The following is a 20,271-nucleotide window of genomic DNA, read 5'->3' as shown; positions in this document are numbered from 1 at the left end:
CTGTGACAGAATGCGCCGTCACCTTCTCTCCGGCATGCACTGCCTGCGCCCCGCGTGAACGGCCTATCCGCTACCGTCCCAATATCTGTCGTCAATGGCTTCCTGGCCGGCGCCGATCCCATGGCGATCGCGCGGCTGGCCGAGTGCTCAGGCATTGCCGGTGAGTTGCTGGCCGAGCCGGCCGCACGCGTCACGCAGGAACAGTTTTCTACGCTGTACCGCCTGCTCGCCAAGGAGGCCGACGATGAAATGCCGGGCATCTTCAGCCGGCCGCTGCGCAATGGCACGCTCAAGTACCTGTGCCTGAGCTTGCTGGATGCGCCAAGGCTGGAGGTGGCGCTGCATCGCTTCGGCCAGTTCTTCCACCTGATCCTCGATGACTTCCGCATCGAGTCGCGGCGCGATGGTGGGTCAGGCTATGTGGAGCTGGTAGACAACCCGGCCGGCCCCGCCGTCAGCGTGCTGGGGCGGGAACTGATGCTCAAGCTCGTGCATGGCGTGGCGTCGTGGCTGATCCGCCAAAAGATCCCGCTGCAGGCAGTGGAGTTCCAGTTTCATCACTCGCCGCTGGCCGGCGACCATCTCTACCTGTTTCCCGGCCCGGTGCATTTCGGTTGCCGCCAAAACCGCATCGGCTTCGATGCGGCTTACCTGGACATGCCGGTGCGCCAGCGCAAGCCGGATCTGGAGAAGTTCCTGTCGCGCGCGCCCGAGGACTGGATCTTCGTTTCCTTTGCCGAGCAGATGAGCTCCCACCGGGTCAGGCAATACGTGGCCGAGTGCCTGCCGGTGTCGCCCACCATCGAGGCGGTGGCCCATGCGTTGCACTGTTCGGTGCGCACGCTGTGCCGGCGCCTGTCGGCGGAAGGCACTTCCTTCCAGGCGATCAAGGACGACGTGCGGCGCGATATCGCCATCCAGCGCCTGACGCGCTCCGAGGATCCCATCGCGGCCATTGCCTTCGATGTGGGCTTCGACAATCCCACCGCGTTCCATCGCGCCTTCCGCCACTGGACCGGCAGCACCCCCAACGCCTACCGGCGCGCGCTATAGGCCCGCCTGCACGGCTGGCAAAGCTGGACGGCGACTGACAAATCTGGCCACATTACCTGGCTCTTGCGACGCACGGCGGGCGCGCAGGGCTGCTGCCGCGCAAAGCGGCAGGATTTGTCAGTGAATGGGCAGGTTTGGGTATCAGCCTTTGTGCGTGCCGCTACTACGATCGGCACATAACGTTGCAGTGCCACCGGTTAGTGAATCGGATGCCGGCGCTGTGAACATCGCACAGAGGCCGAGAATGAGCTACACCGCACCTACCAAAGACATCCTGTTCGTCATCCGTGAACTGGCCGGACTGACAAAGATTGCCAGCCTGCCTGGCTATGAAGACGCCACCCCCGACACCGTCGAAGCCGTGATCGGCGAAGCCGCAAAGTTCCACGGCGAGGTGATCGCCCCCCTCAACGTTGCCGGCGACAAGCAACCCAGCAGCTGGCATGACGGCGAAGTCAGGACCACCCCCGGCTTCGCGGAAGCGTTCCGCCAGTTTGGCGAGGGCGGCTGGCAGGGCATCGTGCACCCGGTCGAGTTTGGTGGCCAGGGCCTGCCCAAGCTGGTCGGCACGCCGTGCATGGAAATGATGAACGCGGCCAACCTGTCGTTCGCGCTGTGCGCCATGCTGACCGACGGCGCGATCGAAGCGCTGCTCACCGCTGGCTCCGACGAGCTGAAGCAGCGCTTCCTGCCGCGCCTGATCGCCGGCGAGTGGACCGGCACCATGAACCTGACCGAGCCCCAGGCCGGTTCCGACCTGGCGCTGCTGCGCACGCGCGCCGAGCCGCAGGCTGACGGCAGCTACAAGGTCTTTGGCACCAAGATCTTCATCACCTACGGCGAGCACGACATGGCGGACAACATCGTCCACCTGGTGCTGGCGCGCACGCCGGGCGCGCCCGAGGGCGTGAAGGGCATCTCGCTGTTCGTGGTGCCGAAGTTCCTGGTCAACGACGACGGCTCGCTGGGGGCGCGCAATGACGTGCAGTGCGTGTCGATCGAACACAAGCTCGGCATCAAGGCCAGCCCGACCGCGGTGCTGCAGTTTGGCGACCATGGCGGTGCCATCGGTTACCTGGTCGGCGAGGAGAACCGCGGCCTGGAGTACATGTTCGTGATGATGAACGCAGCGCGCTTCGGCGTGGGCGTGCAGGGTATTGCCATCTCCGACCGTGCCTACCAGCAGGCGGTGGCCTATGCGAAGGATCGCGTGCAAAGCCGCCCGGTCGATGGCTCGTCGCGCGAGGCGGTGGCCATCATCCATCATCCCGACGTGCGCCGCATGCTGACCGAGATGCGCGCGCTGACTGAAGGCGCGCGAGCACTGTCGCTGGTGGCGGCTGCGTACTCGGATCTTGCCCACCACGCACCGGATGCCTATACGCGGGCGCAGTTCAAGTCAGCCTACGAGTTCCTGGTGCCCGTCATCAAGGGCTGGAGCACGGAGATGTCGCTGGACGTGACCAGCCTGGGCGTGCAGGTGCACGGCGGCATGGGCTTTATCGAGGAGACCGGTGCCGCCCAGCATTTCCGCGACGCCCGCATCCTGCCGATCTACGAGGGCACTACCGCCATCCAGGCCAACGACTTGGTGGGCCGCAAGACCGTCCGCGATGGCGGCCTGGCCGCGCGCGCCATCCTGGCCGAAGTCGACCAGACCATCGATGCGCTCAGGGACTGCGCCGGTAGCGGCGCGGATGCGGCATGCAGCGCCATGTTCGTGCAACTCGGCTACGCGCGCATGGCGCTGGGCCGGGCCGTCGACTTTGTGCTGGAGAACGCGGCCAAGGAGCCGAACGCGGTGTTTGGCGCAAGCGTGGCCTACCTCAAGCTGGCCGGCATCGTGCTGACGGGCTGGCAGATGGCGCGCGCGCTGGTCGTGGCGACGCACAAGCGCAGCGAGGACGAAGCGTTCTACGCCGCCAAGATCGCCACCGCTGAGTTCTTCGCCAAGCAGATCCTGCCGCGCGCCGCGGCGCTGGAAGCGGCCATTACCGGTGCGTCGGGCGAGGACGGTTTCCTGAACCTGGACGAATCCCGGTTTTGAAACCCAAACTGTGGCGCAACGCGGCACGGGCAAAAAGATCAATCAATGTAGGAGGCCGTATGGCAATCGAGAACTACCGCATGGCGACGCTCAACGCGTTCGTCGGCAAGGAACTGGGCGTGTCCGACTGGGTGGAAGTGGACCAGGCGCGCATCGACGCATTCGCGCAATGCACCAACGATAAGCAGTGGATCCACGTTGACGTGGAGCGTGCCGGCAAGGAAAGTCCGTTCGGCGGCACCATCGCCCACGGCTACCTGACGCTGTCGCTGGTGGCAGGCCAAATGCAAGAGATGGGCGTGATCCCGGCCGATGCCAGCGCCGCAGTCAACTACGGACTGGAAAAGACGCGCTTCCTGGCGCCGGTGAAGGCGGGCTCGCGCGTGCGCAATCGCGTCAGCCTGTTGGCTGCAGACAACAAGGGCGGCGGCCGCGTGCTGCTGCGCACGGAAAACACGATCGAGATCGAAGGCGAGGCCAAGCCCGCGCTGGTGGCGGAAGCCCTGGCGCTGCTGGTCGCCTGAAGCAATGAGCAAGACAGTAGTAGCAAGGAATAAGGCGGGAGACGCAGGATGACGAGGGTCAGCAGTACGAGAGAGCAGGGCAGCAAGGGCGGCAGGGCCGGCAGGGCGAAGGTCGTTATGGCCAAGATCGATAGCGCCAAGGTCGATAGGGACGATAGTGCGGATCAGGCTGCAGCCGTGAGCGCGGCCACCGCGGTGGCGTCCATCGAACGCATGCCGGACATGATGGCCGGCCCCAACCCCTTCGTGGGCCTGCGCCTGGAAGACCTGGTCAGCACTGCGCAGCAGATCGGCGCGCAGTGCCTGCAGGAGCCGGTGCTGGTGCTTGAGCAGCAGGCGCAGCTGGCGCAGGACCTGGTCAGCGTGCTGGACGGCTCGGCCCCGTTGCCGTCGGCGCGCGACCGGCGCTTTGGCGACCCGGTCTGGCAGGACAACCCGCTGTACCGCATGTCGCTGCAGGGCTACGAGACCTGGCGCAATTTCATCAGCGGCTTTGTCCGGCGCTCGGTCATGGACGAGCGCAGCAAGCACCGCGCGGAGTACTTCACCTCGCTGGTTGCCGATGCGCTGGCACCGACCAACACGCTGCTGGGCAACCCGGCGGCGCTCAGGAAAACTGTGGAGTCAGGCGGCATGAACCTGATCAGCGGGTTGACCAACCTGGTCACCGACACCCTGACCAACCGCGGCATGCCCGCCCAGGTGGACAAGGAAGCGTTCAGTGTTGGCAAGAACCTGGCCACCACGCCGGGCGTGGTGGTGTTCCGCAACGATGTGCTGGAACTGATCCAGTACACGCCGTCCACCGAGAAGGTGCACGCGCGGCCGCAGCTCATCGTGCCGCCGCAGGTCAACAAGTTCTACGTGTTCGACCTGGCGCAGGGCAAGAGCATGGTGGAGTACCTGCTGGCCCAGGAACTGCAGGTATTCATCGTGAGCTGGCGCAACCCCACGGCAGCGCATCGCGACTGGGACATGGATACCTATGTCCGTGCGCTGGTCGAAGCCATCCACGCCATCCGCGACATCACCGGCAGCCCTGACGTGAACCTGCACGGCGCCTGCTCGGGCGCCATGACGATGTCGGCGCTGATGGGCTACTGCGCCGCGAGCGGCGAGAAGCTGGTGCATGCGGCCACGCTGATGGTGTCGGTGTTCGGGCTGGATGCCCAGTCCCAGCTTGGCCTGTTCAGCACGCCCGAAGCCGTCACGGCCGCCCGGCAGGGCAGCCAGGCGCGCGGCGTGCTCGACGGCGAGGAGCTGGGTCGGGTCTTTGCCTGGTTGCGCCCCAATGACCTGGTGTGGAACTACTGGGTCAACAACTACCTGCTGGGCAATGCGCCGCCGGCCTTCGATGTCCTCTACTGGAACAACGACACCACGCGGCTGCCGGCCGGCCTGCATGGCCAGTTCCTCGACATGCTCACACTGAACCAGCTGGCCACGCCGCGCACGCTGCGCGTGCTGGGCCACGCCATCGACCTGTCCGAAGTCCAGTGCGACAAATACGTGCTGGCCGGCATGACCGACCACATCACGCCGTGGAAGGCCGTGTACCGCTCGGTGCGCGCCTTTGGCGGACGCACGGAGTTCGTGCTCAGCTCCAGCGGGCATGTCCAGAGCCTGATCAACCCGCCCGGCAACCCCAAGGCGAAGTTCTTCCGCAACGACGCCACCGAGGCGGACCCGGAGACCTGGCTGAAAGGCGCCACGGCCACCCAGGACTCGTGGTGGCAGCACTGGAGCCAGTGGCTGAAGAAGCGCTCCGGGCCGAAGTGCAACGCACCGGCCAGCCCCGGCAGCCTGCAATACGCGCCTTGCGGCGAGGCCCCTGGCCTTTACGTGTCTGAAGCGTAGTCCACCGGCCCCACGGGGCCATCGTTTTCTGCAACCCAACCTGTCAGGAGAAATAAAGATGGAATCGACCAACACCGCGGGCACGTCGTCCGCACACACCGCCCCGCACAAGAAGCTGTTTGACTTCGTCAAGCAGAACCGCCTGGACCCGGCGGCTATCCTAGAATCGCGCCGCAAGGACATCGAGGCCCTGGCCGGCGTGAATATCGCGCTGCTGGCCGGCCTGCAGTCGCTGGTGCGCCAGCAGGGCGAATACCTCTGCGAGACCGCCGCCGACCTGCAGGCGCTGGCCCGTGGCGGCAAGGATGCCGACGGCCAGGCGGCCAAGGTCTCTGAAGTGCTGCCGCGCTCGCTGCACAAGGCCGTGAACGGCCTGCGCGGCCTGACCGACACCGTGTACAAGACCCAGGCCGACAGCATTGCCGCAGTAGGCCGGCGCATCGCCGAGAACGTCGAGGAAGTGAAGGGCATCCTGCGACCCAGGCAGTAAGCACCGGGGTGCACGGCCGCGATCGCAGCGATCGTGGCCGTGCCTTAGCGCCAACGACTCCAGGACAGCTTGATGACAATAAGCAATGCCGGCATCAGGGCCGGCCACATGCAGGTCCAGACTGTAGATCTGGACGGGCAGCAACTCAGGGTCGGCATCCGGCCCGGCAGCGGCGCGGGTCCGCCGCTGCTCATCTTCAACGGCATCGGCGCCAACCTCGAACTGATCGAGCCCTTCGTCGATGCGCTGGTGGGCGTGGAAGTCATCATCTTCGACGTTCCCGGCGCCGGCGGCTCCCCCGCGCCGCTGATGCCTTACCGCTTCTCCAACCTTTGCGTGCTTGCCGACAGGCTGCTGTCGCACCTTGGCTATGCGGGCCAGGTCGATACGCTCGGCGTGTCGTGGGGTGGTGCGCTCGCGCAGGAATTCGCGCGGCTCTATCCGCAGCGTTGCCGCCGCCTGGTGCTGGCGGCAACGTCGCCCGGCGTGCTCATGGTGCCGGGCAGGCTGTCGGTGCTGTCGAAGATGATCGGCGTGCGCCGCTACAGCGATCCGGAGTACCTGCGACGCGTTGGCGCCGACCTCTACGGCGGCGCCTTCCGCGACGATCCTGCACTGCTCGACGAACATGGACGGCACATGCAACCGCCACGGGGACGTGGCTACCTCTACCAGCTGCTGGCGGCCTGGGGCTGGAGCAGCCTGCCGTGGCTGGGCGCGGTCAGGCAGCCCACGCTGGTGATGCACGGCGCCGACGATCCCATCGTGCCGCTGGTCAATGCCAGGATCCTCGCCGCCCGCATCCCCAATGCGGAATTGCACGTACTCGACGACGGGCATCTCTTCCTCGTGACCGGCGCGGAGAACACCGCGCGCGTCGTCGGCGCCTTCCTGCGCCGCTAGACCCTTACTCAAGCCGCGGCACGTCCGCGGCTTTTTCTTGCTCCTCGAAACGAATAAGAACGGCCGCGCGGGGGAATCCCCCGGGCGGCCGCAAACGAGCATATTGCCCGGTGTCGATCCGATGACCGGATCGCCTGGTCAGAACTTATGGCGAATGCCGACGGCGGCTCCGAACATATTGCTCTGGCCATTGCCCAGCGCGTAGCTGTTGCCCAGCGACAGGCTGTTGGCGTAGACCGTTGCCAGCGATTCCATCATCAGGCCGGCGTTCTTGGCGTAGGCGGTCGTCAGGTAGACGTCGGTGCGCTTGGAGAACGCATAGTTCGCCACGAAAGCGATCTGCCAGGGATTGGCGACGTTGGTATTGCCGAACAGGCTCTTGACGTCGTCGTAGTTGTATTCCAGCGTCAGGCCAATGGCTGACGTGACCTGGTAGTTGGCGCCGATCCAGTAGAAGTCATCACGCTGGATCACGACATCCGCCGCGTTCTTGTTCTGGCCCCAGCGGTAGCCGCCCATGATCTTGGCCGGCCCGATGCTGTAGCTGGCGCCCACCACGGCCTTCTTGGCAGTGCCATTGCTGGTGCCGATGGTCGGGTTCCACTGATCGTAGCCAGCGGTCACGCCAAACGGGCCGCCCTGGTACGCAACCGCGGCGCCATAGGCGGTATCGCGCCGGAACTGGCCGGGGACCTCGCCGTTGCCACCGATCGGCGTGGCGATGCCCACGGTGGCCGGCAAGGCCAGGCCCGTGCCAAACGACCAGTGCGCCAGCGCCGTGACCGGGCCGAACTTGCCGGTGTACTTGACCGTGTTGTCCTCACGGAAGTTCGGGCCAGACTGCAGCACCACCGGTTCGTATTGCGTGGCATAGGCCGTGGGCGAGAAATTGGCCAGTGCCTCGAACATCGACGTGTACTGGCGGCCCAGGCTGACCATGCCGATGCCGGGCTTCTGCACGCCCACGTACGCCTGGCGCCCGAACAGCCTGCCGCTTTGCTGCGAGGTGCCGCTGTCGACGTTGAAGCCGCTTTCCAGCACGAACAGCGCCTGCAGTCCGCCACCGAGGTCCTCGCTGCCGCGAAGGCCCCAGCGCGAGCCGGAGACGCCGCCGGAGTTCATGCGGTAGACGTCGTTGGCCGGGCCGCGGTTGAACTGGTTGGCGGCAGTCGGGACCGCGCCGACGTGATTGGCATACTCCACATTGATGTCCGCCACGCCGTACAGCGTAACGTTCGACTGGGCGAAGGCGCCCCCCGAACAGGCGAGCAGCGCGGCCGCGGCCATGCTCCTGAGCTTCATTGGTATTTCTCCTCTTTTCCTTTGGTTGCGATGCGGATGAATCCGTCTCTGTGAGTACTACGGGTACTGCAATCTCTGTGGCGGCGTTGCGCTACGCGAAGGCTATTGCCGCTCAGTTGGCACGCAGCAGCTTTTCCAGCAACTCGGTCGCGCGCGGCCACGGGCCATATCCGGCCGCCGGGTTCAGGTGGCCGACTTCGCCGAGGTCGACCAGGCGGCTGCCCCAGTCGCTGGCCATCTGCGCGGCGCGCTCATAGCTGGCCAGCGGATCGTTGCGGCTGGCGGCGAGGAGGCTGGGGAAGGGCAGTTGTGCCCGGGGCACGGGCAGCCAGCCGTTCCCGGCCAGCGTGGCGTGGTCCGGATAGCCGGCCGGCATCGGCGTTTCAAGATCAGCAGGCGTGGCCAGCAGCGCGCCGCGGATCTTGCGGTGGTGCTGCGCGGCCCAATGCACGGTGATCATCACGCCGGCGCTATGCGCCACCAGCACCACCGGGCCGTCGATATCGGCCAGGGCAGCGTCCAGCGCGGTCACGCGGGCATCACGGCTGAGCTTGTCGTGCTCCAGCGGCGCCACCGAACGGGCGTTCGGCAGCTCGGCCTGGAGCAGGGTCTGCCAGTGTTCCGCCACGTGATCGCGCAGGCCGGGAACCATCAGGAAGGTGGTGTCAGCGGGAAGGTTCATCAGTCGTCCAGGTAATCAGTCAGAAGATCAGGCCTTGTTCGGGTCTGCCTCACGCTGGTGTTCCAGGCGAAGCAGGTCGGCCATGTAGGTGCGGCGTCCCACCAGGAAGCACAGCGCGGCAAGCACGCCTGCCAGCGGGATCAGTTGAAGGGCGCCGAGCAGGCCAATGCGGTCGGCGATCAGGCCAGTGACAAAGGGTCCGGGCGCCAGGCCCAACAGGTTGTTTGCCAGCGTGAGCGTGGCAAAGGCGGTGGCATGGATGGCCGGATGGGTCAGGTTTGCAACCGCGGCACTGGCCGGGCCGGCCGTGCCACCGACAAACAGCATGCCGGCACCGATCAGCACCAGTTGCGCGGTGCCGGCGGGCAGGTGGAACGCAGTGAGCAGCAGCGCGCAGCAGGTCACGCTGTAGGCCACGGCCATCAGCCACTTGCGCCCGGGGGCGTGGCGAGCCGCCCAGTCCGTCAGCGCGCCGCACAGGACCATCCCTGCGCCACCCGCCAGTACGAATGCCGCGGCGGTCACGCCGGCACGGTCCGTCGCCATGCCGTAGTAGCGCGCCAGGAAGCTCGGCATCCAGGTGAGCAGGGCGCCCATGACCAGCAACTGCAGCGCACTGCCCACATACGCGCAGAGGATCGAACGCGCCGAAAAGAGGGCAGACAGCAGCGGGCGCAGTGAGACGCTCTCGCGCCGAGCGGCACTGTCCGATTCCTCGCCCAGCGCACGGCGTTGCGCGTGCAGGCGCGGCTCGGTAATGAAGAGACGATAGAACCCGACCAGCACAAGCCCGAAGATCGCCATGCCGGCAAAGGCCCAACGCCAGCCAAAGTGAGCGGACAGGGCACCCCCCGCCGCCATCCCCAGCACGGAGCCAAACGCCCCGCCAGCGATGAACGCCGAACTCAGGCTGGCACGCAGATGGCGCGGAAACACCGAAAGCACCACGGCAATGCCGACGCTGCCATAGGCCGCCTCACCAATCCCCACGCACAGCCGCGCCACGAACATCTGCCCGAAATTGTTGGCCAGTGCGCAGCCCAGCGTGGCCAGGCTCCACAGCGCCGCCATCAGGATCAAGCTCCTGACCCGGCCCCAGCGGTCAGCCAGGATGGACAGCGGAAACGTCAGCAGGCCAACCATCAAGGCCACGATCCCGCCCAGCGCACCGAGCTCGGTGTCGCTCAGCGACCATTCCACCTTCAGCAGCGGAAAGACGGCGTTGAGCACCTGCCGGGACATGTAGTCCGACAGCAACAAGCCAAAGCTCAGCGCAAAGACGAGCCAGGCGTAAGAACGCGACGAACTCGCACCGGCCGCGCCGGCTGAGATGGGGGAATGCGTGGTGGTTTGCCCGAGCATGAAAAGCCTTTTCCTGGATGCGCTTGACTGCGTCATGGCTACGCATGCAGGGGACAAAACCCTCCTTTCAAACGCTGGCCACAGTCCTGTCGCGACCGGCGAAGTATCTAGGATTGGCTATCAGCAGTTTGACTAGCGGGGACAACTTGTTTGCAATTTGGGACAGTCGGGGAAAACGAGGAGTGGGTTGGGCGGGGGTGGCTCCGAAGATGAGGCGCGCGCGTTTGTAGCTACGCAATACCCCAATGCAAAGACGACCCGCGCGGGCGGCGGCACGCCACCGAAGAGTGGTAATCAATGGCGCCCGTGGTTGCAGGAACAAGTATGGACTAGAGCACTGAATGAACCCGTATGCCCAATCATTGCCGGGCGTGGCACCATCGTCACGTTCGATCAGGATCGGTAGATACGCGTTGGGCGACTCCAGGGAGCTTGGTGATATTTTTGTTATGCGCCATAACAATTTAACATAATATACATTCTGCGAAATTCGTTTGTTAGGCCCAAATAGTAATGTCGTACTTGAGCCAAATAGAAATGTCGTACCCCTTACCAAAACTGGCCAGCTGTCGGCCTTCTTCCCGTGGCCACGCCCGTGACACCATAGACTGGCTGTTATATGCTCCAATCCACACTTGCCTCCCAGTCCGGCCAAACAAGAACAAGGCACCAGCCAAACCTGCATGTTCAAATTCATCGGGCGTTTTCGACAGCGGCTGCGCTACCTGGACCTGAGCCTGAAGGCCAGCCGGTCCGTCCGGATCCGAGTCGTCGAGCGGCCCGGCCTGTGGATGGACGCGCAGCAGCTCGAAGCCATGCTGGCCGAGATGCGCGGCATCGTTCAGCGGGGAATCGGCAAGGATCTCGATTACGGGGTGCTTTCCGGCGACCCTGAAAGACTGCGGCGGGCCGTAATCACGCTGCTTTATGACCGGGACAGCGGCCAGGCGATTGCGTTCAATGCGCTGTCGGTCATGCCGATCGAGATCAAGGGCCGGCCGGCTGAGGCGATTCACCTGGGGCTGGTCATGGTCGATCCGGGCTATCGCACGCAAGGACTGTCCTGGGTGCTGTACGGGCTGACCTGCATCCTGCTTTTCTTCCGCCGCGGCCTGCGCCCGATCTGGATCAGCAATGTGACCCAGGTGCCGGCCATTATTGGCAAGGTTGCCGAGGTCTTTGTCACGGCCTATCCCAATCCCTTTGAGCCGTCGCGGCGCAGCTTTGAACACCTGAGCGTGGCCCGCGAGATCATGAAATCGCATCGGCATGTCTTTGGGGTTGACCGGGCGGCGGGATTTGACGAAGCGCGCTTCGTGATTACCGATGCCTATACGGGCGGCTCGGACAATCTCAAGAAGACGTTCGACCAGGCGCCGAAGCATCGGGATGAGCGCGCCAACGAACTCTGCCAGCGGGAACTTGATTACCAGCGCGGCGACGATTTCCTGCAGATCGCCTGCCTGGACCTGGCCAGCGCGCGGAAATACCTGTTGCGGGAAGTCCCTCGGGACTCCCTGCCCGCCATCCTTTATCAGATTGCGTTCCTGGCTGTCGGGCGGATCGTCCTGCCATTGTTCCACTGGCTGAATCAGCGCGAGCCGATGGGAGTCCTGCGCGCAAGGAAAAGCCAATGATTCCACCCTTTTCATACGAGGAATTCACCACCCGCAACATCGGCTTCGTCACCGACGCGGAACAGCAGCAATTGCGCAGTGCACGGGTGCTGATCTGCGGTGTCGGCGGCATGGGCGGCGCCTGCCTGCAGGCGCTGGCACGGGTGGGCATTGGCGGCTTCGCGCTGGCGGACTTCGATGCGTTCGACGTGTCGAATCTGAACCGCCAGGTGTTTGCCAGCCTGGATACCGTTGGCGTGAACAAGGTCGAGGCCACCGTGGCGCAGATCCGGCGCATCAACCCGGAACTTGCCATCGAGACCTTCGGCGCGGAGTGGACCGACAAGCTCGATGAACTGCTGAGCCGATACAAGATCGTGGTCAACGGCATGGATGACATGGCCACGGGCATCGCGCTCTATCGCAAGGCGCGGGAGCATGGTGCGACCGTTATCGACGCCTATACCGCTCCCCTGCCCTCCGTCACGGTCGTCCGGCCGCAAGATCCCCGGCCCGAGGAGCGTCTTGCCTATCCCACGGCCGGCATGGACTGGAAGTCCCTGACGGCGGAGGTCAGGCAGGAATGCCTGGGCAAGGAACTGGAATATGTGATGGTCAACTCGAGTTCCGTCCGGCATGTGGAGCTTGGCATCGCCAAGGATCTGCTGACCGGCAAGCGCAAGCGCATGTCGTTTGCGCCGATGGTGATCACCACCGGCAATCTGATGGCGTTCGAAGCGATCAAGCTGGTGCTCGGCCGGCCGCAGCTGGCCGGTGTGCGCGGCTATTTCTTCAATCCCTGGAGCATGCGTGTCGAAACGCCGCGCAATGTGCTGACGGCATGGGCCGTGCGCGCGCTGGTACGGCGCTTCATGGCGAGGTTGATGCGAGATGAGGGCTGACGCGTGATTGACGCCCTGGCAAGCGATGTGGCCGTTACCTGGCTCGGCGCGGTGGGCTGCGGGCTCTACCTGCATTTCCTTTGGTCGCGGCGCGAGGCCGGGGCCGGCACGGGCCTGTTCCTGTTCGGGGTGCTGACGGCGCTGCTGGCAGTCCGGGGCTTTTCCTGGCTGTTTGGCGGTACGCTGCTGGCGCAGCTGGTGTTTGCGGCGGCAACCTTGCTGCCCATTGCCATGACCCTGTTTGCCGAGCACCTGGTGCGGCGCCACCACCCGTTGGGGCTGAAGCTGCTGGCGCTGGGCGTATCGGTGGTGTTCTTCGTCATCAATCTCTTTACCGATCTGTCGAACAATACGCCGCTGTTGCTGGCGTTCCTTGGGTGCTTCGCCGTGGTCACGGCAAGCAATGGCTGGTTCCTGCTGTGGCTGCGCGATGCCGAGCTGTCCGACAACGAGGAACGCCTGGCCCGGGCGGTGGTGGTGGTCGTGGCCCTGGCCGTCCCGCTCGCGGCCACAGACTTCCGCGAGGAGCTCGGCCATGTGCCGGTTCGCCTGGGGGCGCTTGGGGCGTTGGCATTCGTCTATGTGTTCCTGAAGCTGTCGGAATCGCAGCGGGTCGTGCGCGGGCTGCTCGCGCATATCGCAGCCGCCCTGCTCTTCGCCGTCGTGCTGGCCAGCGTGATGGCGCTGGCTTCGCGCGGGCCCGGCCCGGGCTTCGCCGAGGCTGGCCTGCGCGGCATGCCAGTTGCCATCGCCTGGGTGCTGCTGACCGCCATTTTTGTCCGCATTCGCGCCGTTTCACTGGCGGGCGATGGCAATGCCTTCTTGCGCTGGCTGCTCCATGCCCGGCTGGATACGCCAGAGGGTTTCCTGCATTCGCTCAGGCGCCTGCCGCAGACCGCAGACCATGTGGTGCTCGGCAACGCGGAGCTTGCTGATTACGCCCTGGGCGCGCTGTTCGACCTGGCAGGAAGACGGCGTGAGCCCGTGTCGATCGGCGACGCCCGCGCGTGGGCCAGGCTCCGGGAAGGCGATCGGGTCGAGGCAGCGGAGCAACTGGTAGACCTGCTCGAGCGCCACGAAATGACCCATGCCCTGCTGATCGCGCGCCAGCCCGCGCAGGTGGTGCTGCTGAACCTGCCGCAAGGCGCCAACGCGGCCATCGGCGAGCTGCGCGCGGCGGTGATCCTGCGGCTGGCGCGCCATCTCGGGCAGCGGGAGGCCGCATGACAACAGTGCTGCGTGAAGGCGATTTCGACGCGTTCTTCGAGGCGCCCTTCGCCTGCTATGGCCGTGATACCCATTTTGTCTCGCCGATGAAGGGGGATCTTGCGCGCGCGCTGGACCCGGCGAAGAACCCGCTGTTCCGGCAGTTTGCGCGCCGCACCTGGTTCACCGCCCATCGGGACGGACGGATCGTGGGCCGTATCCTGGCCCATATCCATGATGCATTCAATCAGCAATACGGCCAGAAGCGCGGCTACTTCGGCATGTTCGACTGCGTCGATGACGTGGAGGTCGCGCAAGCGCTGCTCGACGCGGCGGCGGGCTGGGTGAAGCACAACGGCTGTGACGAACTAGCTGGCAGTTTCAACCTGACGATCACGCAGATGATCGGCATCGTCACCGAGGGCTTCGAGCATCCGCCATACACCTACCAGGAATATACGCCGCCGCATATTGCCAGGCTGCTCCAGGCATGCGGCTTCGAGCCGTTCTTTCCGATGCGCACGTTCGAGCTCGACGTGCGCAGCTACGATCCGCAGCAGTTGATCGGGAGCAAGCAACGCGCGCTGCTGGATGATCCCGCCTGGCAATTCGAGCCGATCCGGCGGCGCGGCTTTGACCGGCGCCTGCTGGAAGCATGCGCTGTGCTGAACGATGGCTTTGCCAGCAACCCGATGTTCGTGCCGCTGACGGAGGAGGAATTCCTGTTTCCCTGCGCCGGCATGATGTGGATCATCGACGAGCGCCTGTCCTATACCGCTTATTTCAACGGGGAACCGATCGGGGTACTGCTGTGCGTGCCGGACCTCAATCCGTTTCTGCGCGCCACCGGCTTCCGCCTGAAGCTGTCCACGCTCTGGCATCTGATCAGGTTCCGCGCCAGCCGCAAGCGTGCGGCGATCATCTTTTTTTCCGTGCGCAGGGACTACCACAGCCGCGGCGTCAATGGCGTCATGCTGCACCATCTGCTCAAGGCGATGCGGGGTGCCGGATACTCGCATCTGGGCATCAGCTGGGTGTCGGACTCGAACGGCGCCAGCCTGAAGCAAATGGAGAAAATGGGGGCCACGGTACTGCATCAACTGCATCTCTTCAGGAAAGCCATCTAGCGATATGCTTACGCGCGATCAGCAACTCACCCTCGTTGCGCAGGCTGGCCGCGCTCCCAGCGCGCACAATATCCAGCCCGCTCGCTGGCGCTTTGCCGGCGACAAGGTTGAACTGTTTGAAGACCCTGCTCGATGGCTAGCCGTGGGCGACCCCACCGGGCGGGACAACCAGATCGCCCTGGGCATGGCCTGGGAAGGCATGGCCATCGCGCTGTCCACGCTTGGGTTGGGGCTTACGCAGCCAGAGGTCTCCGGCCTGCCCTACCCGCCCGCTACCCAGGGCCTGCGCCCGGCCGCATCTGGCCTGATCACATCAGGTGCGAGCCCGGATCCCCTTGACGCCTTCGTGGACGCACGCCGCGCCTATCGAGGCAAGTTTCTCCGTGCGACCCCGCCGCAGATCAAGTCGTTGGGCGAATGCGCTGCGGCCCACGCGGAGTTCGTCACGCTGGCGAGCGAGAACAGCACGGCGCAAATCGCCAATTGGTATGACGACGCCGCGGCTGCGGGATTGAATGACCCACGGTTTGCCGAGGAGCTCCATCACTGGCTGCGCTTGTCACCGCACGATCCGGGCTGGCCGCGCGACGGGCTTTCGGCCGAATGCATGGCACTGTCGCAGTGGGAAGCCTGGGGTGCGTCGATTGCGCTGAGACCCCGTGTGGTCCGGCTGCTCTCGGCGCTTTCGCTGACCCGCCTGCTGACATCGGAAAGCGCAAAAGTGAAAAGCGCGGCCCGGATCGTCCTGATTCATGCCCCACCCGACGTCACGAGCTTTGACATCGGGCGCCGCTGGTACCGGTTCTGGCTGGCCATGACCGCCAGGGGCTTTGCCGGCGTGCCGATGTCGGCGCTGGCCGATTCACCTGGCCATGCCGCCATGCTTGCCGAAAGCCAGCGCTTGCCGCGCGGAAACCGGCTCGTGAACATCATGCGCTTTGGGCCGGTGCCGGTCCGGGGCATCCCGCGAAGCGCAAGACTCCCCGCCGCAGAGTTGGTGCAAGCATCCTGAACCAACGACGCTTGCGGCCCTTACCCGGGGCGCGGTCCTGGCTATGCGTGTTCGCGCACCTCGGCGAAAGCGCGGACGGGGAAAGCCGCCGCGTCTCGCGCCTTCAGGGGGATGGAAAAGAAGCGAAACGGCACGCCATGCAAGCGCGACAGTCCGGTGAGGTTCTCGACGATCAGGATGCCTCGTCCCAGCAACCGGGTATGGGCCGGGCGTTCCGGGTCCTGGGTGGAGTCGACGTTCGCGCAATCCACCCCGAACATGGAAATGCCCGCATCGCAGAGCCGGTCTATCACGTCGCGTGAGACAAACGGGTGCGATCGATAGATCTCCGTTCCCCAATGGCGATCCCAGTCGAAATTCACCAACACAGCCCGGCCTGCGAGGAGCTCGGGAAACTGCAGGTCATTCCACGCCAGTTGTTGCCCGGGGGTCGCGTGGCGGGCATCGATGACCACGCCGTCAAGCACCAGCCGGCTGAGATCGAGGGCAGCAATGTCTTCCGCGCCTTCGAAGCGGTGACGGGGCGCATCCAGCTTGGTGCCGACGGATGTCTGGAACGCCACCTCGGAAATCTCGAACGAGGCTTTGCCCTCGTAGTGCCAGCCTGATTGCGCATGCGTCATGAACGGCCGGATATGCGCGGTCAACTCGACCGCTTCACCGGTTTCGCGCTTGAAGAGGACGCCAGGCATCCCGTCGTGGAACACATGAGAGAGATCGACAATCATCTTCTGCGCTCCATCCTGGTTGCGCTGAGCTGATGCTACTGCCGGGCCTTCAGCCGGGTCAAGCTGACGAAGGGGGCATCGTAAGCCGTTCAGTCTGACCCGGGCAACGCACAAGGCTAAAGCAGCTTCAGGAATTCCAGCAGCGCATCCTTGTCGCTTTCGGCAAGGGTCGAGAACGCCTGTTCATGGCCGCGATTGTCGCGCCCCGCTGTCGCCGTGTCGTAGAGCACGGGTTTCGACCACGGCTGGTAGCTGCCCGGATAGGCCCAGGTGCCGTTCGCATCGAGCTTGCCGGCGATGCCCAGCTTGCCGTAGTCCAGTGCATGACCGCCGACCCAGAAGCGCCTGGGCCGCGCCTGCGGATGCATCAGATGCCAGAGCGTGGGCACGGAGCCGTTATGAAGGTACGGGGCCGTCGCCCACACGCCGGAGAGAATGGGCGCGACATAGCCTCCGGTGTTTGCCGCGTCGATATGCTTGCCCAGCTCGGAGCGCGAGATGGCTTGCAGCAGGCCGGGATCGATCGCTTGCCAGCGCGTCGGGTCAGTACCGATATCCGCCTGTGCCACCAACCGGTTGGGGAAGCTTACAAGGCGCGGGCGCTCCGTGTCCTGGCTGTAGCTGCCGTGGCACTGGGCACAATGGGCATCAAAGACGGCGCGGCCGCGCGCGGCGCGGGGGCGGTCAATCGGGCCCGGAAACGGCGGCGGCGTGTAGCCCGCCATGAATCGCATGACGTCTTCCACCTGCGGAATGGCGCGGCCGGCGCGATCCGGCGGCATTCCCATGGTCGGCACGGTGAAGAAGGCCACGATATGCGCCAGCCGCCCGGCATCATCGGCGGCACCGGGCGCTACCGGCGCAAAGCGCGGCGCGCCCTTGCTGGTATAGACGCCGTCGTAGAGCAGCGATGAGCGCAGCCTGCGGTAGCCCAGTTCCGGAATCGAGGTGGAACCACTGGCGGCCGTGCCCGCTGAGAGCAGATGAAACTGGAACTTGAGTGCCGCGACGCCATTGGTGCTGCCAGCCGCGCCGTTGCTGAACGGCAGTGGCTCGTCACCGCTGGCTTCGAGTTCCGCCACCCGTTTCACCAGCCGCGGCCAGACGAATCTCCGGATGGTATCCAGTTCCTCCTTGCTGGTGTCGGGGTAAAGCTGGTGGATGGCTGAGAGGAGCGTTTCCGGATCGGATTTCACCCGCTTGACCGCCTGATAGACCGCGGCGACGAAGGCATCGAGGTTGAGCGAGGTATTCGGCAGCCCCAGCCAGACATCGTTGGTGGGATGCCCGTCCTTGCCGTAGGTGATGCCCGCATGACACGATGCACATCCCAGGTTGGACACCTCCAGGCGGATCTTCGGGATATCCCGGCCGATCATTCCGCTGACCACGCCCAGGGGCTTGTCGAACCTGGGCTGTTGCTGGCGCGGCCAGTTGCGGACCGCATCGGGATAGATAAAGCCGAACTCGTGCAGCGCCCGGCGCAAGGCGTCCTGGGTGACCGGAACGCCGGGGCCGCCGGCCAGCAGCAGCGCGGTCGTTGCCAGCTTCCACGGCAGCGCATTGGTTTCCAGGGTATCGGTGCTCAGGCCGCCGAAGTCATCGAAGACAAAGCGTGCCGCGCCGAGGTCGTCGGCTCGATCCCCGGCCCTGAAGTCCCGCATGACCGCGGATTCGCCTTCAGCATAGCCGCGCAGGAAATCGCATCCTGACAGCGAACCTAAGAGCAGACCGATCGCGAGCACGCGTCGTACAAGGGGCATCGTAGTCATCGTCCGACAGTGCGCGCCAGGGAATCCGGACCGCGCCGCGCTGATGGTAGCCGACGATCCATGCTGTCTCAAGCCAACCGCTGCAGCCAGGCCACCGCCCGGGTGGCGCCGCGGCGAACTGCCGGGGCAGCTTTACCCGGCGGGCGCCGTTACCATCACCACATGCGCCTGCATCGGCACGGCCAGTGGACCCGCGCCGTAAGCCTTCAGGAATGCCTGTTCGCAGTGGTCGGTTGCCCGGCCGAGCGCATCCGGCCCGCGCCGCTCCAGGTCGGCGCGCAACGGCGTGCCCTGGCAGAATGCCACCGCCGGGATGCGGGCGGCGCTGGCGCGGCTGGTTGCCGCGACGGTTTCAAAGACCGGGGATGACTGGAATCCGCCCAGGCGCAGATCCTGCTCGATGGTGGCCTGGCTGTGGTAACCATGCGGGACGCGGGCCATGAACTCGGGCGGCGCGTCGGGAAACAGCGTGGCGAGTGCCCCGGTGACATCGCGGGCAAAGGCGTTGAATTCCAGCCGGTCCCAGACATTGAAGATCAGCGTGCCGCCCGGCACCAGCACGCGGCGGGCTTCGGCGAAGGCGCGGCCCTTGTCCGGGAAGAACATCACGCCAAACTGGCAGGCGACCATGTCGAAGCTGGCATCGGCAAACGGCAGCGCCATGGCGTCGGCCTCGCGCCACTGCACCGGGCGGCTGGTGCCGGCCTGCTCCGCCCGCGCCAGCATCGGCGCGTTGAGGTCGGTGGCAACGATCATGGTATCGGCCGGCAGCTGCCCGGCGATTTCCCGGGTCAGCACGCCGGTGCCGGCGGCCAGTTCCAGCACCCGCCGGGGGTGCAGCGCGGCGATGCGGGCAGCCATGTCGGCAGCGTATGGCGCAAAGATCATCGGCACCATCAAGGCCTCATAGACTTCGGGAATCGCGCCCGCGAAGACTTTGTCCGAGTGTTGCAAGTCCATGAAACCCCCTGCCCTGGCGTGGAAGTTGCCGGCATCGCCTGACTGGGTGTAGGACACATTGCGGAGAAAGTAAACCGTGGCGGCCAGAACGTCTTATGCCCGGGAGGCTGCTTCCTTCAGCTGGTCACTGGCAGAAGTCAGCATGCGCAGTGTCTCTTCGAACACCGGCAGCGCGTCCTCGCGGCCTGGCGCGTCCTGCGGCATGCCATCCCGGTCGGCCGTGACGCCGCGGATGAGTTGATCGAGGAACCCGGGCCGGGTCATCTCGGTGCGCTGCAGCAGCATGTGCAGCAGGTAGCAGCAGGCACCAAGGCGCGGATCTTGCGGGGTTGGCATGGCTTGGTCTCCTTTGGGTTGGTCGGGTTTGCGCGTCGCGGCCCTAATCGCGGATGCGCGGCATCCAGCCGCTGCCGCGCGTGCGCGGATCCACCGGCAGCTGGCGCTGCAGCGCGGCCTTGGCCAGCATGTGGGCGCTGATCGGCGCGGTCAGGAACAGGAAGGCGGTCACCAGCAGCTCATGCAGGCTGGCATCGCCCCGGAAGCTGAAGTACGCCACCGAGGCCAGCACCACCCCGCCCACGCCCAGCGTGGTCGACTTGGTCGGCCCATGCAGCCGCATGAAGAAGTCCGGCAGCCGGAACAGCCCGATCGCCCCGACCAGCATGAACACGCTGCCCACCAGCAGCAGCGCGCACACGATGAATTCCGCAACAGGATGCAGCATCTGG

The 20,271-nt window shown here is 65.3% G+C and carries 19 protein-coding genes; 11 read left to right on the top strand and 8 right to left on the bottom strand.

Annotated elements, in window-relative coordinates; genetic code table 11:
• Positions 1-54 precede the first annotated feature (54 nt).
• From AC1Q7H_RS30045 to phaZ, 6 genes are all read left to right on the top strand, one after another.
• A complete protein-coding gene (locus AC1Q7H_RS30045) occupies positions 55-1,053 on the top strand; it encodes an AraC family transcriptional regulator (RefSeq protein ID WP_013956810.1) in 999 nt (332 codons plus the stop codon).
• 244 nt (positions 1,054-1,297) lie between these two features.
• Positions 1,298-3,100: an acyl-CoA dehydrogenase gene (locus AC1Q7H_RS30040; protein ID WP_013956811.1), complete on the top strand. Its 1,803-nt coding sequence runs from the start codon at positions 1,298-1,300 to the stop codon at positions 3,098-3,100.
• A 59-nt stretch (positions 3,101-3,159) separates the two neighbouring features.
• Positions 3,160-3,624, top strand: a complete 465-nt coding sequence (locus AC1Q7H_RS30035; RefSeq protein ID WP_013956812.1) for a MaoC family dehydratase — start codon at positions 3,160-3,162, stop codon at positions 3,622-3,624.
• A gap of 225 nt (positions 3,625-3,849) precedes the next feature.
• On the top strand, positions 3,850-5,481 hold the full coding sequence (locus tag AC1Q7H_RS30030) for an alpha/beta fold hydrolase (protein WP_153955811.1): 1,632 nt from the start codon (positions 3,850-3,852) through the stop codon (positions 5,479-5,481).
• Between the two features lie 58 nt (positions 5,482-5,539).
• Positions 5,540-5,971, top strand: a complete 432-nt coding sequence (locus tag AC1Q7H_RS30025) for a phasin family protein (RefSeq protein WP_153955801.1) — start codon at positions 5,540-5,542, stop codon at positions 5,969-5,971.
• 72 nt (positions 5,972-6,043) lie between these two features.
• Positions 6,044-6,874: a poly(3-hydroxyalkanoate) depolymerase gene (gene phaZ / locus AC1Q7H_RS30020; protein WP_153955802.1), complete on the top strand. Its 831-nt coding sequence runs from the start codon at positions 6,044-6,046 to the stop codon at positions 6,872-6,874.
• Positions 6,875-7,012: 138 nt separating this feature from the next.
• On the opposite strand, the gene AC1Q7H_RS30015 is transcribed toward phaZ, so the two are convergent.
• The 3 genes from AC1Q7H_RS30015 to AC1Q7H_RS30005 form a co-directional block, all read right to left on the bottom strand.
• On the bottom strand, positions 7,013-8,176 hold the full coding sequence (locus tag AC1Q7H_RS30015; RefSeq protein ID WP_013956816.1) for a porin: 1,164 nt from the start codon (positions 8,174-8,176) through the stop codon (positions 7,013-7,015).
• Between the two features lie 112 nt (positions 8,177-8,288).
• Positions 8,289-8,858: an RBBP9/YdeN family alpha/beta hydrolase gene (locus tag AC1Q7H_RS30010; protein ID WP_013956817.1), complete on the bottom strand. Its 570-nt coding sequence runs from the start codon at positions 8,856-8,858 to the stop codon at positions 8,289-8,291.
• 27 nt (positions 8,859-8,885) lie between these two features.
• On the bottom strand, positions 8,886-10,220 hold the full coding sequence (locus AC1Q7H_RS30005; protein WP_492382091.1) for an MFS transporter: 1,335 nt from the start codon (positions 10,218-10,220) through the stop codon (positions 8,886-8,888).
• A 683-nt stretch (positions 10,221-10,903) separates the two neighbouring features.
• Between AC1Q7H_RS30005 and AC1Q7H_RS30000 the strand changes: the two genes are divergently transcribed.
• From AC1Q7H_RS30000 to AC1Q7H_RS29980, 5 genes are read left to right on the top strand one after another with little or no spacing between them, the layout of a single operon-like run.
• Complete coding sequence (locus tag AC1Q7H_RS30000) at positions 10,904-11,857, top strand: hypothetical protein (protein WP_492382090.1); 954 nt, start codon at positions 10,904-10,906, stop codon at positions 11,855-11,857.
• On the top strand, positions 11,854-12,738 hold the full coding sequence (locus AC1Q7H_RS29995; protein WP_492382089.1) for a HesA/MoeB/ThiF family protein: 885 nt from the start codon (positions 11,854-11,856) through the stop codon (positions 12,736-12,738). Before AC1Q7H_RS30000 ends, AC1Q7H_RS29995 begins: the two co-directional genes overlap by 4 nt.
• Positions 12,739-12,741: 3 nt before the next feature.
• Positions 12,742-13,965, top strand: a complete 1,224-nt coding sequence (locus AC1Q7H_RS29990) for a hypothetical protein (RefSeq protein ID WP_013956821.1) — start codon at positions 12,742-12,744, stop codon at positions 13,963-13,965.
• Positions 13,962-15,071, top strand: a complete 1,110-nt coding sequence (locus tag AC1Q7H_RS29985; RefSeq protein WP_013956822.1) for a GNAT family N-acetyltransferase — start codon at positions 13,962-13,964, stop codon at positions 15,069-15,071. Before AC1Q7H_RS29990 ends, AC1Q7H_RS29985 begins: the two co-directional genes overlap by 4 nt.
• 4 nt (positions 15,072-15,075) lie before the next feature.
• Positions 15,076-16,083, top strand: coding sequence for a nitroreductase family protein (locus AC1Q7H_RS29980; RefSeq protein ID WP_492379092.1), 1,008 nt, complete (start codon positions 15,076-15,078; stop codon positions 16,081-16,083).
• Between the two features lie 41 nt (positions 16,084-16,124).
• Here AC1Q7H_RS29980 and AC1Q7H_RS29975 read toward each other — a convergent pair whose 3' ends face one another.
• The 5 genes from AC1Q7H_RS29975 to AC1Q7H_RS29955 form a co-directional block, all read right to left on the bottom strand.
• A complete protein-coding gene (locus AC1Q7H_RS29975) occupies positions 16,125-16,811 on the bottom strand; it encodes a cyclase family protein (RefSeq protein ID WP_492379093.1) in 687 nt (228 codons plus the stop codon).
• Between the two features lie 116 nt (positions 16,812-16,927).
• Positions 16,928-18,574: a c-type cytochrome gene (locus tag AC1Q7H_RS29970; protein ID WP_211979749.1), complete on the bottom strand. Its 1,647-nt coding sequence runs from the start codon at positions 18,572-18,574 to the stop codon at positions 16,928-16,930.
• A gap of 141 nt (positions 18,575-18,715) precedes the next feature.
• Positions 18,716-19,543 carry a class I SAM-dependent methyltransferase gene (locus tag AC1Q7H_RS29965; protein ID WP_492379094.1) on the bottom strand — a complete coding sequence of 276 codons (828 nt, stop codon included), beginning with the start codon at positions 19,541-19,543 and terminating at the stop codon, positions 18,716-18,718.
• A gap of 93 nt (positions 19,544-19,636) precedes the next feature.
• Entirely contained in the window at positions 19,637-19,879 is a 243-nt protein-coding gene (locus AC1Q7H_RS29960; protein ID WP_013956827.1) for a hypothetical protein, read from the bottom strand.
• Positions 19,880-19,922: 43 nt separating this feature from the next.
• Positions 19,923-20,267, bottom strand: a complete 345-nt coding sequence (locus AC1Q7H_RS29955) for a Na+/H+ antiporter subunit G (protein ID WP_013956828.1) — start codon at positions 20,265-20,267, stop codon at positions 19,923-19,925.
• Positions 20,268-20,271: the final 4 nt, after the last annotated feature.

The sequence above is a fragment of the Cupriavidus sp. GW823-FHT06D04 genome (assembly GCF_058795055.1).
This window is presented reverse-complemented; position numbering and strand designations above follow the sequence as displayed.